We start from the raw sequence: 16,669 nt of genomic DNA, 5'->3' as shown, positions 1-16,669 counted from the left end.
AAGATAAAGGAAAAATATGCAAGAAAATTACGGTGCGAGTAATATTAAAGTCCTAAAAGGCCTAGAAGCTGTTAGAAAACGCCCAGGTATGTATATAGGAGATACAAACATAGGCGGACTTCATCATATGATTTATGAAGTTGTGGATAATTCTATCGATGAAGCTATGGCAGGACATTGTGATACTATAGATGTAGAAATCACTACTAAAGGAAGCTGTATAGTTAGTGATAATGGTCGTGGTATTCCTGTTGATATGCACCCAACTGAAAATATGCCAACTTTAACTGTTGTTTTAACTGTCCTACATGCAGGGGGAAAATTCGATAAAGATACTTACAAAGTTTCAGGCGGTTTGCACGGTGTTGGGGTTTCAGTTGTAAATGCACTCTCTAAAAAACTTGTAGCTACAGTTGAAAGAAATGGAGAAATTTATCGTCAAGAATTTTCAGAAGGTAAAGTTATCAGTGAATTTGGTGTGATAGGAAAAAGTAAAAAAACAGGAACAACTATAGAATTTTGGCCTGATGATCAAATTTTTGAAGTGACTGAATTTGATTATGAAATTTTGGCTAAAAGATTTCGTGAACTTGCATACTTAAATCCAAAAATCACTATAAATTTTAAAGATAACCGCGTAGGCAAACATGAAAGTTTTCACTTTGAAGGTGGAATTTCTCAGTTTGTTATAGACTTAAATAAAAAAGAAGCTTTAACTAAAGCAATTTTCTTTAGCGTAGATGAAGAAGATGTGAATGTTGAAGTAGCTTTGCTTTACAATGATACTTATAGTGAAAATTTACTCTCTTTTGTAAATAATATCAAAACTCCAGATGGTGGAACACACGAAGCTGGTTTTAGAATGGGTTTAACTCGTGTGATAAGTAACTATATAGAAGCAAATGCAAGTGCTAGAGAAAAGGATAATAAAATCACAGGCGAAGATGTGCGTGAAGGCTTGATCGCTGTTGTGAGTGTAAAGGTGCCTGAACCACAATTTGAAGGACAAACCAAAGGAAAACTTGGTTCAACTTATGTGCGTCCTATAGTTTCAAAAGCAAGTTTTGAATATTTGACTAAATATTTTGAAGAAAATCCTATCGAAGCTAAAGCTATAATGAACAAAGCCTTAATGGCAGCTAGAGGAAGAGAAGCAGCGAAAAAAGCTAGAGAATTAACGCGTAAAAAAGAAAGTTTAAGCGTAGGAACTTTACCAGGGAAATTAGCTGATTGTCAAAGTAAAGATCCAAGTGAAAGTGAAATTTATCTTGTGGAAGGGGATTCTGCAGGAGGTTCTGCAAAACAAGGTAGAGAAAGATCTTTCCAAGCTATACTGCCTTTGCGTGGTAAAATTTTAAATGTTGAAAAAGCAAGACTAGATAAAATTTTAAAATCTGAGCAAATTCAAAATATGATTACAGCTTTTGGCTGTGGTATAGGTGAAGATTTTGATCTTTCAAAACTTAGATATCATAAAATCATCATCATGACAGATGCGGATGTTGATGGATCACATATACAAACCTTGCTTTTAACTTTCTTCTTCCGTTTTATGAATGAACTTGTAGCAAATGGACATATTTATCTAGCACAACCACCTTTATATCTTTATAAAAAAGCTAAAAAGCAAATTTATTTAAAAGATGAAAAAGCTTTGAGCGAATACCTGATAGAAACAGGAATAGAAGGTTTAAACTATGAAGGTATAGGAATGAATGATTTAAAAGATTATTTAAAAATCGTTGCAGCTTATCGTGCGATTTTAAAAGATCTTGAAAAGCGTTTTAATGTGATTTCTGTGATACGCTATATGATAGAAAATTCAAATTTAGTTAAAGGAAATAATGAAGAATTATTTAGTGTAATCAAACAATTTTTAGAAACACAAGGACACAATATCTTAAATCATTATATCAACGAAAATGAAATTCGAGCTTTCGTTCAAACTCAAAATGGCTTAGAAGAACTTGTGATCAATGAAGAACTTTTCACTCATCCACTATATGAAGAAGCAAATTATATTTTTGATAAGATTAAAGATAGAGGCTTGGAATTTGATAAAGATATTTTAGAAGTTCTTGAAGATGTTGAAACCAATGCTAAAAAAGGTGCTACTATACAACGCTATAAAGGTTTAGGGGAAATGAATCCTGAGCAACTTTGGGAAACTACAATGGATCCAAGCGTAAGAAGACTTTTAAAAATCACTATTGAAGATGCACAAAGTGCAAATGATACCTTTAATCTCTTTATGGGTGATGAGGTTGAACCAAGACGCGATTATATCCAAGCACACGCTAAAGATGTAAAGCATTTGGATGTGTAAATTTATCATTGAAGAAATGATTTCTTCAATGAGTTTTGTTTTGTAAGAATATAGCTAGAGGAATTCTTCTTCTTGTATCGTATTTTTCTCCATAATATTTTTCAAGATAATTTAAAATTTTTTCTTCATCTTCAGGTTCTATTTCCCAAAGTCCTTCACTATCTTGCATCCATCTTATAGCTGCTAACCAAGCTTTTTTACTTGCATGCATATTAGTAATGAGATTGGATCCATGACAAGCTAAACAATTTGCTTCCACTAAAGGTGAATCAGGATCGATAATCAATCCTGTATCAGGGTTAATTTCAAGATTTTGAGCCCAACTTGCACTTAAAAACAATGCTAAGATCAATATAATTTTTTTCATACTTAAACTCCATAAACATTAACTCTATGGCATGCATTATTGATATATCCTCCTGGATTCCACTGTGCTAAAACCATAGGTTGACTGTTACCTTGACTATCGATAGCTCTTGCCCAAATTTCATAATATCCTTTTGTTGGTATTGATATTTGAGCACTCCATTTTTGCCATGCTAATCTATTTAATGGTTTTTCTACCTTTGCTTTAGTCCATGTTACGCCATAATCATTGCTTACATAAACTTCACTAACTTCAAGTTCTCCAGCCCAAGCTTTACCTCTAACTTCAAATTTTTTATTTGCTTTTATTTCAGAACCATTTTTGATATTAGTAATTACAGATCTTATAGGCATTGATTCTATGATTTTCATCTCGCCTTTATAGTTAAAATCTCCTGGTTTTACCGGATTTACAGGAACTTTATAAGAACCTTCCATTTTTTCACCATCATGAATTTTATTTCTTACTGAAATTTTATAAAGCCATTTACCGCTTGTACTTGCAGGGTAACCACCACAAACAAGTCTAAGTGGATAGCCATTGACTAAAGGAATATCTTTGCCTTCATAAGCCCAAGCTATTAGAGTTTCATCTTGTAAAGCTTTAGAAATAGGAACTCCTCTACTAATAGGTGAAGTTTCTTCACCATTTAATTTTGTATCTATGCCATAATATCCGATATAAACCGCATCATTTTTGATGCCACAATCTTTTAAAATATCTTTTAAACGCACTCCTGTCCATCTACCGCAAGCTACTGCACCATAACCCCATTGAGTTCCTTTTGTGCTAGGTATAACTTCGGATCTACCATTTCCACCGCATTCAACTGTTAAGGCATAAGTATAGGTTTTAAATTTCTTTTTTAAATCTTCTATGGTGTAAGATTTTTTATTGATAATGCTTTCTCCATCGATTTCTAAAGTCCAACCTTTGTGAAGTCTTTCTTTTATCGTTTCTAGGCTTGGTGGTAAGCCATTATTTCTAACAAAGAAATTTTCAGGTTTAGTAAAATCAGAATCAAGAGCATAAATTTCAGTTTCTGCTGTTAATGGTTTTTCGCCATGGTAGATAAGATCTTTTTTACCTTCTATTTTAAAATCAGGCAATTCTTTTGCCAAAGCCTTACTTCCTAAAAAATTCTCAAAAGAAAAATTTGACAATACACTAATGCCAAATAAACCAAGTCCTATATTTTTTAGAAAGTCTCTACGATTTTCTTTTTGATCGTTCTGTTTCATTGAAATATCCTTAAATATTTATATAATCTTTTATTTTATTATAAATTTTAAAAATTTAAATAATTAATATAATTAATTATTTAAATTAAAAAAATTAATTATTTTTATAATTTTACATATTAAAATAAAATCATCATATGTTCGAGTTTTATTACATTTTAACTAAGTTTTTTCTACAATTAAATTTTTAAAATTATTTAAGGAATGATTTTGACTTTACTTACTAATCCTATCATTATCAGTGTTGTTTTGATGACTTTACTTTGTTTGTTTCGTTTTAATGTGCTTTTGAGTCTTTTGATCTCAGCTCTTATTGCAGGTGTATTTTCTCATCTTGAACTCGTAGATACTATGAATATACTTATAAGCGGAATGAAAGAAAATTTAAAAACAGCTCTTAGCTATATACTCTTAGGAGCCATTGCCGCAGCGATTTCAAAGACAAATTTAACTGCATATTTGATTAAGATAGTAAGTCATTTTATATCTCATAAAAAATATTTATTGCTTTTGTCTATAGCTTTGATTTCTTGTTTTTCTCAAAATTTAATTCCTATTCATGTAGCTTTTATACCTTTGTTGATTCCACCTCTTTTAAGTCTTTTTAATAAACTTAAAATCGATCGTAGAGCGGTTGCTTGTGCTTTAACTTTTGGACTTACTACGCCTTATATGGTTTTGCCAGTAGGTTTTGGGCTTACTTTTCAAGATCTTTTAAAAGATAATTTAAATGCAAATAATGTAAGTGCATCTTTAAATGATGTTACAAATACTATGTATTTTGCTGCTATTTGTATGATAGCAGGACTTTTTCTAGCGCTTTTTGTGTTTTATCGTAAGCCAAGAGAGTATCAAGAAGTAGAAATTGCTAAAGTGGATTTAGAAAATCTTGAAATGACGCGTAAGGAATGGGGCGTTTTAGCTGGGCTTGTTTTAACTTTAATTTTGCAAATTTTGACTATGAATTTACCTTTATCAGGGCTTTTGGGTTTTGTTTTAATGGTTATTTTGGGTGGAGTTGAATTTTCAAAAGTCAATGAAGTTTTTGATGATGGGCTTAAAATGATGGGTTTTATAGCTTTTGTTATCCTTGTTGCTGCAGGATATGGAGAAGTTTTAAAAGAAAGTGGATCAGTAGTAGATCTTGTAAATTCAGTCGTTCCTTGGATGGAGCAAAGTAAATTTTTAGCAGTATTTTTCATGCTTTTAATAGGACTTATCATCACTATGGGTATAGGTACTTCTTTTGGAACTATACCTATCATAGCTACGCTTTTTTGTCCTATTTGTTTGGAACTTGGTTTTAGTACAGCACTTATTATATTTATCTTAGGAGTAGCAGGAGCTTTAGGAGATGCAGGAAGTCCAGCCAGTGAAACAACCATGGGAACTACTGTAGGATTAAATGCTGATAAACAACACGATCACATTAAAGATACTTGCATACCAACTTTTATTTTTTATAATGGTCCATTATTGATTTTGGGTAGTATTATCGCCATGTTTTTATAATTTTTGCAAATCTATCAAAATATTTTTTAATTTATTTATTTTTAAGATAAAAATTATATCGATTTTAAAAAAATGTATGCTATAATCCTTATAAAGCTAACAAAATTTAAATCAGTCTTATAAGGAGAGCAAAATGGATTTAGAAAATATCCTAGAAAATAATCAAAGCATAGGTTTATATCACCCAAAGAACGAACACGATGCCTGCGGTATCGCTGCAGTTGCTAATATACGCGGTATTGCTTCTTATAAGGTTATTTGTGATGCTTTAGAAATTTTGATGAATCTTGAACACCGAGGTGGTGCAGGAGCTGAAGAAAATTCAGGTGATGGGGCGGGGATTTTAATCCAAATTCCACATGATTTTTTTAAAACTCAAGAATTGGGTTTTGAACTTCCTAAAAAGGGTGATTATGCTGTAGCACAGATGTTTTTATCACCCAATACTGATGCAAAAGAAGAAGCAAAAGAAATATTTTTACAAGGTTTAAAGGATAAAAAACTTGAATTTTTAGGTTTTAGAGAAGTGCCTTTTAATCCTAGCGATATAGGTGCAAGTGCTTTAAAAGCTATGCCTTATTTTTTACAAGCCTTTGTAAAAAAACCAAGTAAAATAAGTGCAGGACTTGAGTTTGAAAGAGTGCTTTATAGTACGCGTCGACTTATAGAAAAAAGAGCTATTAATGTGCCAAAATTTTATTTTTCAAGTTTTTCTTCACGCACCATAGTTTATAAAGGAATGCTTCTTTCAACTCAATTGAGCGATTTTTATCTTGATTTTAAAGATGTCAATATGAAATCAGCCATCGCTTTGGTGCATTCTCGCTTTTCGACTAATACCTTCCCAAGTTGGGAAAGAGCCCATCCAAACCGTTATATGGTGCATAATGGAGAGATTAATACCATACGCGGAAATGTCGATAGCATAAGAGCTAGAGAAGGCTTGATGCAAAGTGAGTATTTTGAAAATTTAGATGAAATTTTTCCTATCATAGCTAAGCCTAGCAGTGATTCTGCAATGTTTGATAATACTTTAGAATTTTTAGCTCTAAATGGTCGTACTTTAGAAGAAGCTTTTATGATGATGGTGCCAGAACCTTGGCATAAAAATGAAAATATGGAAAGCAAAAAGCGTGCTTTTTATGAATATCATTCTTTATTGATGGAGCCTTGGGATGGGCCTGCTGCTATAGTTTTTACTGATGGAGTGATTATGGGGGCGAGTTTGGATAGAAATGGTTTTCGTCCTTCAAGGTATTATCTTACAAAAGATGATATGCTCATACTTTCAAGTGAAACAGGGGCTTTAAAACTTGATGAAAAAAATATCAAAGCCAAAAAACGCTTAGAACCTGGAAAACTTTTACTCGTTGATACAGCAAGAGGTAGGGTTATAGCTGATAATGAAATCAAAGAGCATTATGCTAATGCTAAGCCTTATAAAAAATGGCTTAAAAATTTAGTTGAACTTGAAAAACAAAAAAGCGGAGTTTATAAACATCAGTTTTTAAAAGAAGATGAGGTTTTAAAACTCCAAAAAGCTTTTGGTTGGAGTTATGATGAGCTTAAAATGAGTGTGGCTGCTATGGCTCAAAATGGTAAAGAAGCTATAGCAGCTATGGGTGTAGATACTCCTTTGGCTATACTTTCTAAAACTTATCAACCTTTGTATAATTATTTTAAACAACTTTTTGCACAAGTAACTAATCCTCCTCTTGATGCCATAAGAGAAGAGATTGTTACTTCTACAAGGATTTATCTAGGAAGCGAAGGCAATTTATTAAAACCTGATGAAAACAATGCAAAACGCGTAAAAATAGCCTTGCCTGTGATAAGCAATGAAGAACTTTTTGAAGTTAAGGCTTTAAATAAATTTCAAGTTAAAGAATTTTCTATACTTTATGATTATTCTAAAAAAACTCTAGAAAAGGCTTTAGATGAGCTTTGCGTTAAGATAGAAGATGAGGTTAAAAAAGGTGTTTCTATTATCATTTTAAGCGATAAAGGAGTGGATGAAAAAAACGCTTATATCCCTGCTTTGCTTGCTGTTTCTGGAGTACATAATCATCTAGTAAGAAAAAATTTAAGAACACATACAAGTCTTATTATCGAAAGTGGTGAACCTAGAGAAATTCATCATTTTGCATGTCTTTTAGGTTATGGTGCGACTGTTATTAATCCTTATTTGGTTTATGAGAGTATACAAAAACTCATTGCCAATAAAGATTTAGATTTAAGCTATGAAAAGGCGGTAGAAAATTTCATCAAGGCAAGTTCAAGCGGCATAGTCAAAATTGCTTCTAAAATGGGGGTTTCTACCTTGCAAAGTTATAATGGCTCTGCACTTTTTGAATGTCTGGGCTTAAGTTCTAAGGTGATTGATAAATACTTCACTTCTACAACTTCACGCATTGAAGGTATGGATTTAGAAGATTTTGAAAAAGAACTCATTGCTTTACACAAACATGCTTTTAACGATACACATAAGGCTTTAGATTCTAAAGGAATTCATGGTTTTAGAAGTGCTAAAGAAGAACATTTAATCGATCCGCTTGTGATTTTTAATCTTCAGCAAGCTTGTCGCAACAAAGACTATAAAAGTTTTAAAAAATACTCGGCTTTAGTAGATGAAAAACAAGTTAACTTGCGTTCTTTGATGGAATTTGATTTTAGTGAAGCTATTAGCATAGATAAGGTTGAAAGTGTAGAAAGTATAGTTAAACGCTTTAGAACAGGGGCGATGAGTTATGGTTCTATTTCTAAAGAAGCACACGAGTGTTTAGCACAGGCTATGAATAAAATAGGTGCTAAATCAAATTCAGGTGAAGGTGGCGAGGATGAAGAACGCTATGAAATCAAAGAGGGTGTGGATAAAAACTCAGCCATTAAGCAAGTAGCAAGTGGGCGTTTTGGCGTGGATTTAAACTACTTAAGTCATGCAAAAGAAATTCAAATCAAAGTTGCTCAAGGCGCAAAACCAGGTGAAGGCGGACAATTAATGGGCTTTAAAGTCTATCCTTGGATAGCTAAGGCTAGATATTCTACTGCAGGTGTGACGCTTATTTCCCCGCCTCCTCATCATGATATTTATTCTATAGAAGATTTAGCTCAACTTATTTATGACCTAAAAAATGCTAACAAAGACGCTAAAATTTCAGTAAAACTTGTAAGCGAAAATGGCATAGGAACGGTTGCTGCAGGTGTGGCTAAGGCAGGAGCAAATTTAATCCTTGTTTCAGGTTATGATGGAGGTACGGGTGCAAGTCCTAGAACTTCTATACCGCATGCGGGAATTCCTTGGGAGTTAGGTTTGGCTGAAACACATCAAACTTTGATTTTAAACAAGCTTAGAGATAGGGTAAGATTAGAAACTGATGGAAAGCTTATGAATGGGCGTGATTTAGCCATAGCGGCACTTTTAGGAGCTGAAGAATTTGGTTTTGCAACCGCGCCTTTGATTGTTTTAGGTTGTACGATGATGAGAGTTTGTCATCTAAATACCTGTCCTTTTGGTATAGCCACTCAAGATACAGAACTTAGAGATCGTTTTAAAGGCAAAGTAGATGATGTGATTAATTTCATGTATTTTATAGCCCAGGAGCTTAGAGAATACATGGCAAGGCTTGGTTTTGAACGCCTAGATGATATGATAGGTCGTGTGGATAAACTCCGCCAAAAAAGTGTGCAAGGTAAAGCAGGAAAGCTAAATTTAGATAAAATTTTAAAATCCTTGCCTACTTATAATAGAACCGCTGTGCATTTTAAAGACTATAAAGATAACAAGCTTGAAAAAACGATTGATTATAGAATTTTACTTCCGCTTTGTAAAAATGCTGTGGAGAAAAAAGAGCCTATCAAACTTTCTTTAGAAGTAGGAAATCAAAGCCGTACTTTTGCGACTATGCTTTCAAGTGAAATTTTAAAAACTTATGGAAAAGATGCTTTAGATGAAGATAGTATCCATATCAAAGCTATAGGCAATGCCGGCAATAGCTTTGGAGCGTTTTTGTTAAAGGGCATTAAACTTGAGATTATAGGCGATAGCAATGATTATTTAGGCAAGGGTTTAAGTGGTGGCAAAATCATAGCAAAAATTTCAAATGAAGCCACTTTTTCACCTGAAGAAAATATCATCGCAGGAAATGCTTGTTTATATGGAGCTACAAAAGGTGAAGTGTATTTAGATGGTATAGCAGGAGAAAGATTTTGTGTAAGAAATTCAGGGGCTTTGGCTGTGGTTTTAGGAACAGGCGTGCATGGTTGTGAATATATGACAGGTGGGCAAGTTGTAGTTCTTGGAGATGTGGGTGCGAATTTCGCTGCTGGTATGAGTGGGGGCGTTGTTTATATCTTTGGAAGACACAATGAAGCTCATGTAAATACCGAGCTTGTGGATATTAAAGATCTTAATGCTAAGGATGAAAAAGAATTAAAAGCTGTGATAGAAAAACATATCACTTATACAGATTCTAAAAAGGCTAAAGATATCTTAGAAAAATTCGATAAAAAAGACTTTTTTAAAGTCATGCCAAGAGATTATGAAAAGATGTTAAAAATGCTTGATCTTTGTAAAAATGAAAAAGATCCAAATTTAGCAGCATTTTTGAAAATCACACAATAAATTTTTAAAAGGAGAAATAATGATAAAAAAAGTAAAAGAAGTGTTAAATAATTCAATTTTTTTTATACCAAATTATCAAAGAGATTATGCTTGGGAAGAAAAAAATTTAGATGATTTGTGGGAAGATTTATTAGAGGCTGAACAAGCAGTAAGTGATCAAATGGGTCATTTTTTAGGAACTATAGTTGTATCTAAGAATTCTAAAAATCCAGAAATCTATGATATTATAGATGGGCAACAAAGAATTACAACAATTTTTATGTTACGGTATGCTTTAAATTTTAGAACGCAAAATTCTCAAAGAAATATTGTATATTTTTGTGATGATAATGATAATTTTAGACTTCAAGTTCAAGATGAAAATAAATTGTTTTTTAATGAAGTTCTAAAACAAGCAGAAAATAATAAAATTAATATAGAGTTAGAAAACAAGGCACAAACACAAGGACAGCAAAAACTTTATAAAGTCTTTAAAGCAATTTGGAGTTATGTTGCAAGTTTGGAATCTGATAAAGCTTTAAAATTATTTAATATCATTGGAAATATGTCTATAATGTGGCTAGAAGAGCAAGACTCTGGAAAAGCTATTAGAATGTTTCAAACAGTTAATGATAGAGGTATCCCACTTTTAATTTTAGACAAATTAAAATCTTTATTGATTTTATATTCAAATAAGTATTGTAAAGGGGAATTAGATGAGGTTATTAATGAAAGATTTGGAAAAATTTTTAAGATTAGCATGAATATTAAAAAGCATAAGACTATTCACTCTTTAGGTGATGTTCAATTTTATCAAGAATTAGAGGCAAGAATTTTTAATTATCATTCCTTAGGAGTGAAAGAAATTGCACATTATAGAAATAGTGCCAATATACATTATAATGAATTAAAGAGAGTGTTGAAAAATAAAGATAAAACTAAAGAAGAATTTAAAAAATGGTTAGACGATTATTCCAAAGACTTATTGCAATTTTTTGAAACTTTTTTAAAAATTCTTGAAAAGACACAAGATAATATTGAGATGTTTAAAATTTTTATGATACTAAAAATTAATCCTTATTTTTATTCTTCTCTTATTAGATTGGAAATGAATAATATATTAGATGATGAATGTTTAAGACTTTTTTCACAAGCAGAAATTATATTTTATTCCTTTGGACAAACTAATGATTCTACTGCTTTTAAACTTGGCGAGGTAACAGAATCAAAAGATGAATTTAAAAATAGAATTATTGATGATTGTAATAAATGTATAAAAAGAGCAGGTTATTATGATATAAATGAATTTATAAGTGAAATTAGTGAAGATAATTATGAATGGGGTAAATATTTTCACTATTTATTTTTAACATATAATAATGTTGGAATTGAAGAGTGTATGAAATTAATAGATGAAAAAATTTATGCTTTTACTATTGAACATATTATACCTCAAAATATAATAAATAATGGTCTATTAAAAAATTATAAATTTGAAAACGAAGATGATTTTAATAAACTGAAAAATACTTTTGGAAATTTAATTCCTTTAGAAAAAATTTTAAATAGCATTTGTAGCGATCGTAGTCTTTTAGATAAGAAAGAATACTATAAAAAATCAAAATTATCTTGTAATTTATCTTTTGCCAATGATGAAAATTTTTTAAATTTTGAAAAAAAACAAATTATTAAAAGAAATGAAGATTTTACTAAATGGGCTAGAAAATTTTTTGTAGATTTTTTGAAAATCACACAAAAATAAGGAGTAAAAAATGGGAAATACAAGAGGTTTTTTGGACTTTAAAAGAATGGATTTTAAAAAAATTGCTCCTAAAGAAAGGATTTTAAATTACAAAGAATTTACTATACCTTTGGATAAAAAAGAACAAGAAATTCAAGGCGGGCGTTGTATGGATTGTGGTGTGGCCTTTTGTCATACGGGTGTGATGAGCGAAGGAAAAGATGTGGGCTGTCCTTTAAACAATCTCATTCCTGAATGGAACGATCTTATTTACCGTTCTTTATGGAAAGAAGCTTATGAAAGACTTGATCTTACCAATCCTTTTCCTGAATTTACCGGTCGTGTTTGCCCTGCTCCTTGTGAGGATTCTTGTGTGTGTGCGATTAATGGAAAAAGCGTAAGCATCAAAAATAACGAGCTAGCCATCATAGAAAATGCTTTTAAAGAAAATTTAGTAAGAGTAAATAAACCTAAGCAATACAATGGCAAAAAAATCGCTATCATAGGAAGTGGACCTGCTGGGCTTGCTTGTGCTAATACCTTAAATTCACTCGGCTACAAGGTAAGCGTTTTTGAAAGAAGCGATAAAATAGGCGGACTTTTGATGTATGGTATCCCTGATATGAAGCTTGATAAAAGTATAGTTGATAGACGCGTTGATTTGCTTAAAAAAAGCGGGATTGAATTTAAAGTGAATGAAAATATAGACAGCAAAGATAAGGTTTCAAAACTTCTAAAAGAATTTGATGCCTTAGTACTTTGCACAGGAGCAAGTAAGCCTATAGATCTTGATATAGAAGGTAGAAAACTAAAGGGCGTTGAATTTGCTCTTGATTTTTTAACGCAAAATACCAAAACTTTGTTAAAAACAGGTAAGGGTGCAGATGCAGCTAAAGGTAAAAATGTCTTGGTTATAGGAAGCGGGGATACAAGTGTTGATTGTATTGCTGTGGCGACAAGACAAGGGGCTAAATCTATAGTGCGTTTTGAAAGAAGTCCAAAAAGACTTTTGCAAAGAAGCCAAAACAATCCTTGGCCTTTAAAAGCTGACATTTTTACTACTGATTATGGTTTAGAAGAAGCCATTGCTATATATGGCAAAGATCCTAGAGAATATCAAAAAATGACAAAGAAATTTTTAGGAAAAACTTATGTAGAAGGCGTTGAAGCAAATGATTTAAAACGCGAGTTTAAAGAAGGTAAAGCTATAAATGTTGAAATTCCAAATTCTAAAAAAACTTATAAAGTGGATTTAGTACTTTTAGCTATGGGTTTTAGCGGGTGCGAAGAAGCTATCGCTAAAAATTTTGGAGTGAAATTAGATGAGAAAAACAACATAAGCACAGAAAATTTCCAAACTACTCATAAAAAAATCTTTGCTTGCGGAGATGCTAGAAAAGGACAATCTTTAGTTGTTTGGGCTATAAAAGATGGTATAGAATGTGCTTTGAGTTTGCATCAAAATTTAGCAAAATAATCATAAAAGTTTAAAACTTTTTCGGTGGAGTTTGCAAATTCCAAATTTAGCTATAAGTTCTTTATGAGCTTTTGTGCCATAGGCTTTGTTTTTTTCAAATTCATAACAAGGAAAGTCTTTAGCTAAGAAATTCATCACCCTATCTTTACTAACTTTTGCAAGTATGCTAGCTGCACTTACTTGCAAAATGCTAGTATCGGCTTTGATTTGTGTTTTTATCCCGTTTATACCTAGGTTGGTGTTTCCATCATATAAGAAGTTATTTTCTGCTTTAAAATGCTTTTTTATAAGCTTTAAGCCTGTTTTTAAACAAGTGCTTAAGCCGAGTGTGTCGATTTGTTCTGAAGAAAAAGCAAGTATGAGATAGTTTGAATTTTTGATGATGATTTCATAAAGTTCTTCGCGTTTTTTTTCGCTTAGTTTTTTAGAATCACACAACCCATCAAGTTTTTTGTTCAGTTTGCAAGCCGCCATCATCATAGGGCCTGCTAAAGCACCGCGTCCTGCTTCATCAATACCGATTAAATTTATATCAAATTCGTTTAAAAGTTCTTTTGTGTCAAATAAAGTTTTCAAATTTTTCTAAAAAGAAGGGCAAAAATGCCCTTTTATTCTACTGTGATATCATTTTTGATTTTTTCAAAAAGCTTATCACCTATGCCTTTAACTTTTTTAAGATCATCAATACTTGTAAAATTTGCTTCTTTGCGGTATTCTAAAATCGCTTTAGCCTTAGCTTCGCCAATACCATTTAAACTTTTTAATTCTTTTAGCGTTGCAGTGTTGATATTTACAGCACCAAAGAGAAAAGCCGTTAAAGCAAAAAATAAAAATAGTAATTTTTTCATTTTCTTATCCTTTTATTAAAAAATAATTATAATATTATCTTAAAAAGGATAAGAATTTCTTAACTTAACCCAAAAATTCACGTTTAAAATACTCTTTTGGTGCTTTACATAAAGGACAGGCTGCTGGAGCTTTTTTGCCACGATGTATATGTCCACATACTTCACAAACCCATAATTCTTCTACTTCGCTATTAAAAAATTCTTCTTCTTCAAGCATTTTTTTAAGTGCTAGATATTCTCTTTCGTGTTCTATCTCTACTTTACCAATAGCTGTAAATAATCTCGCTATAGCCTTTTTACCTTCATCTTCAGCAATTTTTGCAAAATTTGGATACATAGTTGTGTGCTCATAGTTTTCGCCTTCTGCAGCACTTACTAGGTTTTTTGTAGTTACTTCTAAAGGTTTGCCATCAACGATTTCATGATAGGCTTTAAATTCTGCTCTTGCATGCCATTTTTCATTTTCAGCTGCTTCTCTAAAATGTCTAGCAATTGCATGCCAACCTTCTTCTTCGGCTACATCAGCGAATAAATCATATTTGTTTCTTGCCATAGATTCGCCTGCAAAAGCTTTCATCAAATTTACCGCAGTTAAATCTGTAGTGATACATTTCATTTCTTCACCACAACAACTAAGCTTACCGCCACCTACATTTTGAACTTCTACTTCATTACCACATTTTTGGCATTTATAGGTTTCATATTGTCTCATTTTGACTCCTTTTTTGATTATCAAAAAGCATTGTATTATAAAAAAATATTTTTGTCAATTAATAATTTTTATCATTTATGAAAATGTATATCAAAATAAATTTCACAAAAATTAAGCTTTGCTAAATATAATTTTAAAAAATTATTATCAGGAGTTACAATGAGAAGCGATGCGATAAAAAAAGGACATTTAAAAGCACCTAATCGTTCTTTACTTCGTGCTTGTGGTTTGAAAGATGAAGATTTTGACAAACCTTTTATAGGTGTAGCAAATAGCTATATAGACATAATCCCAGGACATTATTTTTTAAATGATTATGCTAAAATCATTAAAGATGAGATACGCAAAAATGGTTGTGTGCCTTTTGAGTTTAATACCATAGGTGTAGATGATGGTATAGCTATGGGACATGAAGGTATGCTTTATTCTTTACCAAGTCGTGAAATCATCGCAAATTCCATTGAAACAGTGATGAATGCTCATCAACTTGATGCTTTAATCTGTATTCCAAACTGCGATAAAATCACTCCTGGTATGTTAATGGGAGCTTTAAGAGTAAATGTTCCAACCATTTTTGTAAGTGGTGGACCTATGGCTTCAGGAGTAACCAAAAAAGGAGAAAAGATCAGTCTTAGCTCTGTTTTTGAAGCCGTAGGGGCTTATGAAGCCAAAAAAATTAGCGAAGAAGAATTTAAAGATATAGAATGTTCAGCCTGTCCAAGTGGTGGATCTTGCTCGGGAATGTTTACAGCAAATTCTATGAATACCTTATGCGAAGCTATGGGTATAGCACTAGAAGGTAATGGAACCATCTTAGCTTTAAGCAAAGAAAGAGAAGAGCTTTTAAGAAAAGCAGCGCGTCGTATTTGTGAAATCGCCTTAGATGAGCGTTTTAAAATTCGCAATATCATCACTCAAAAAGCCGTGCGTAATGCTATGGTAGTAGATATGGCAATGGGTGGAAGTAGCAATACTGTTTTACACATGCTTGCCATTTCGCGTGAAGCAGGGGTGGCACTAGATATTAAAGATTTAAATTTCATCTCAAGTAAAGTTGCACACATAGCAAAAATAGCCCCATCGCTAAATAGTGTTTATATGGATGATATTCATAAAGCAGGGGGTGTGAGTGCAGTTATGGCTGAAATTTCAAGCAGACAAGGACATATTTTAGAACTTGATGCACTGACTATCACAGGAGAAAGTCTCGAAGAACGCTTAAAAAATGCTAAAATCAAAGATGAAAATATCATTCGCAAAGTAGACAATGCTTACTCAAAAGTAGGTGGACTTGCTATTTTGTTTGGAAATTTAGCTGAGCAAGGTTGTGTTATAAAAACCGCAGGAATAATCGGAGAAAGAAAATTTAAAGGCGAAGCTGTTTGTTTTAACTCTCAAGATGAAGCTATAAAAGGCATTATCAAAGGCAAGGTGAAAAAAGGAAATGTTTGTGTGATACGCTATGAAGGTCCAAAAGGTGGCCCTGGTATGCAAGAAATGTTAAGTCCTACTTCACTTTTAATGGGTATGGGTTTGGGTGCTGATGTAGCTTTAATCACCGATGGTCGTTTTAGTGGGGCTACAAGGGGTTTAAGCGTCGGTCATATTTCCCCTGAAGCAGCTGAAGGTGGTCTTATAGGACTTTTAGAAGATGGAGATGAAATAGAAATTGATGTAGATGCTTATACCATCCATGCAAATTTAAGCGAAGAAGAAATCACTCAACGCAAAAAAGAATTTGTATTGCCTCAAAAAGAAGTGCCTTCAAGATGGCTTAGAATGTATCAAAAACTTGTTAGCAATGCTAGTAAAGGTGCGGTTTTAGATATGGAATGAAAGGTTTCC

General features: G+C 32.2%; 11 protein-coding genes. 6 read left to right on the top strand and 5 right to left on the bottom strand.

Annotated features, from left to right (window positions below):
• Window positions 1–16 precede the first annotated feature (16 nt).
• The gene (gene gyrB / locus AJN56_RS03720; RefSeq protein ID WP_002868990.1) at window positions 17–2,326 is read left to right on the top strand and encodes a DNA topoisomerase (ATP-hydrolyzing) subunit B; all 2,310 of its coding nucleotides are present in this window, start codon (window positions 17–19) and stop codon (window positions 2,324–2,326) included.
• 25 nt (window positions 2,327–2,351) lie between these two features.
• Here gyrB and AJN56_RS03715 read toward each other — a convergent pair whose 3' ends face one another.
• Window positions 2,352–2,693 carry a monoheme cytochrome C gene (locus tag AJN56_RS03715; protein ID WP_002855595.1) on the bottom strand — a complete coding sequence of 114 codons (342 nt, stop codon included), beginning with the start codon at window positions 2,691–2,693 and terminating at the stop codon, window positions 2,352–2,354.
• A 2-nt stretch (window positions 2,694–2,695) separates the two neighbouring features.
• On the bottom strand, window positions 2,696–3,934 hold the full coding sequence (locus AJN56_RS03710) for a sulfite oxidase (RefSeq protein WP_002853131.1): 1,239 nt from the start codon (window positions 3,932–3,934) through the stop codon (window positions 2,696–2,698).
• Window positions 3,935–4,138: 204 nt separating this feature from the next.
• On the opposite strand from AJN56_RS03710, the gene AJN56_RS03705 reads away from it, so the two are divergent.
• From AJN56_RS03705 to AJN56_RS03690, 4 genes are all read left to right on the top strand, one after another.
• Window positions 4,139–5,446: a Na+/H+ antiporter family protein gene (locus tag AJN56_RS03705; protein ID WP_010790719.1), complete on the top strand. Its 1,308-nt coding sequence runs from the start codon at window positions 4,139–4,141 to the stop codon at window positions 5,444–5,446.
• Window positions 5,447–5,579: 133 nt separating this feature from the next.
• The gene (gene gltB, locus AJN56_RS03700) at window positions 5,580–10,067 is read left to right on the top strand and encodes a glutamate synthase large subunit (protein WP_070246179.1); all 4,488 of its coding nucleotides are present in this window, start codon (window positions 5,580–5,582) and stop codon (window positions 10,065–10,067) included.
• A 19-nt stretch (window positions 10,068–10,086) separates the two neighbouring features.
• Window positions 10,087–11,808, top strand: coding sequence for a DUF262 domain-containing protein (locus AJN56_RS03695; protein WP_002868987.1), 1,722 nt, complete (start codon window positions 10,087–10,089; stop codon window positions 11,806–11,808).
• Between the two features lie 10 nt (window positions 11,809–11,818).
• Window positions 11,819–13,264: a glutamate synthase subunit beta gene (locus AJN56_RS03690; protein ID WP_070246181.1), complete on the top strand. Its 1,446-nt coding sequence runs from the start codon at window positions 11,819–11,821 to the stop codon at window positions 13,262–13,264.
• On the opposite strand, the gene AJN56_RS03685 is transcribed toward AJN56_RS03690, so the two are convergent.
• From AJN56_RS03685 to AJN56_RS03675, 3 genes are all read right to left on the bottom strand, one after another.
• Complete coding sequence (locus AJN56_RS03685; RefSeq protein ID WP_070246184.1) at window positions 13,265–13,840, bottom strand: ribonuclease HII; 576 nt, start codon at window positions 13,838–13,840, stop codon at window positions 13,265–13,267.
• A 32-nt stretch (window positions 13,841–13,872) separates the two neighbouring features.
• Window positions 13,873–14,112, bottom strand: a complete 240-nt coding sequence (locus AJN56_RS03680; RefSeq protein ID WP_002855574.1) for a ComEA family DNA-binding protein — start codon at window positions 14,110–14,112, stop codon at window positions 13,873–13,875.
• 64 nt (window positions 14,113–14,176) lie between these two features.
• Window positions 14,177–14,824, bottom strand: a complete 648-nt coding sequence (locus AJN56_RS03675; protein WP_070246186.1) for a ferritin family protein — start codon at window positions 14,822–14,824, stop codon at window positions 14,177–14,179.
• A gap of 159 nt (window positions 14,825–14,983) precedes the next feature.
• Here AJN56_RS03675 and ilvD point away from each other — a divergent pair, with 159 nt between their 5' ends.
• A complete protein-coding gene (gene ilvD / locus AJN56_RS03670) occupies window positions 14,984–16,660 on the top strand; it encodes a dihydroxy-acid dehydratase (protein ID WP_070246188.1) in 1,677 nt (558 codons plus the stop codon).
• Window positions 16,661–16,669: the final 9 nt, after the last annotated feature.

Source organism: Campylobacter sp. BCW_4319 (assembly GCF_001764435.1).
Taxonomy (GTDB): Bacteria; Campylobacterota; Campylobacteria; order Campylobacterales; family Campylobacteraceae; genus Campylobacter_D; species Campylobacter_D jejuni.
Note: the sequence above shows the minus strand (reverse complement) of the source record. Positions and strands in the feature narration are given on the sequence as shown.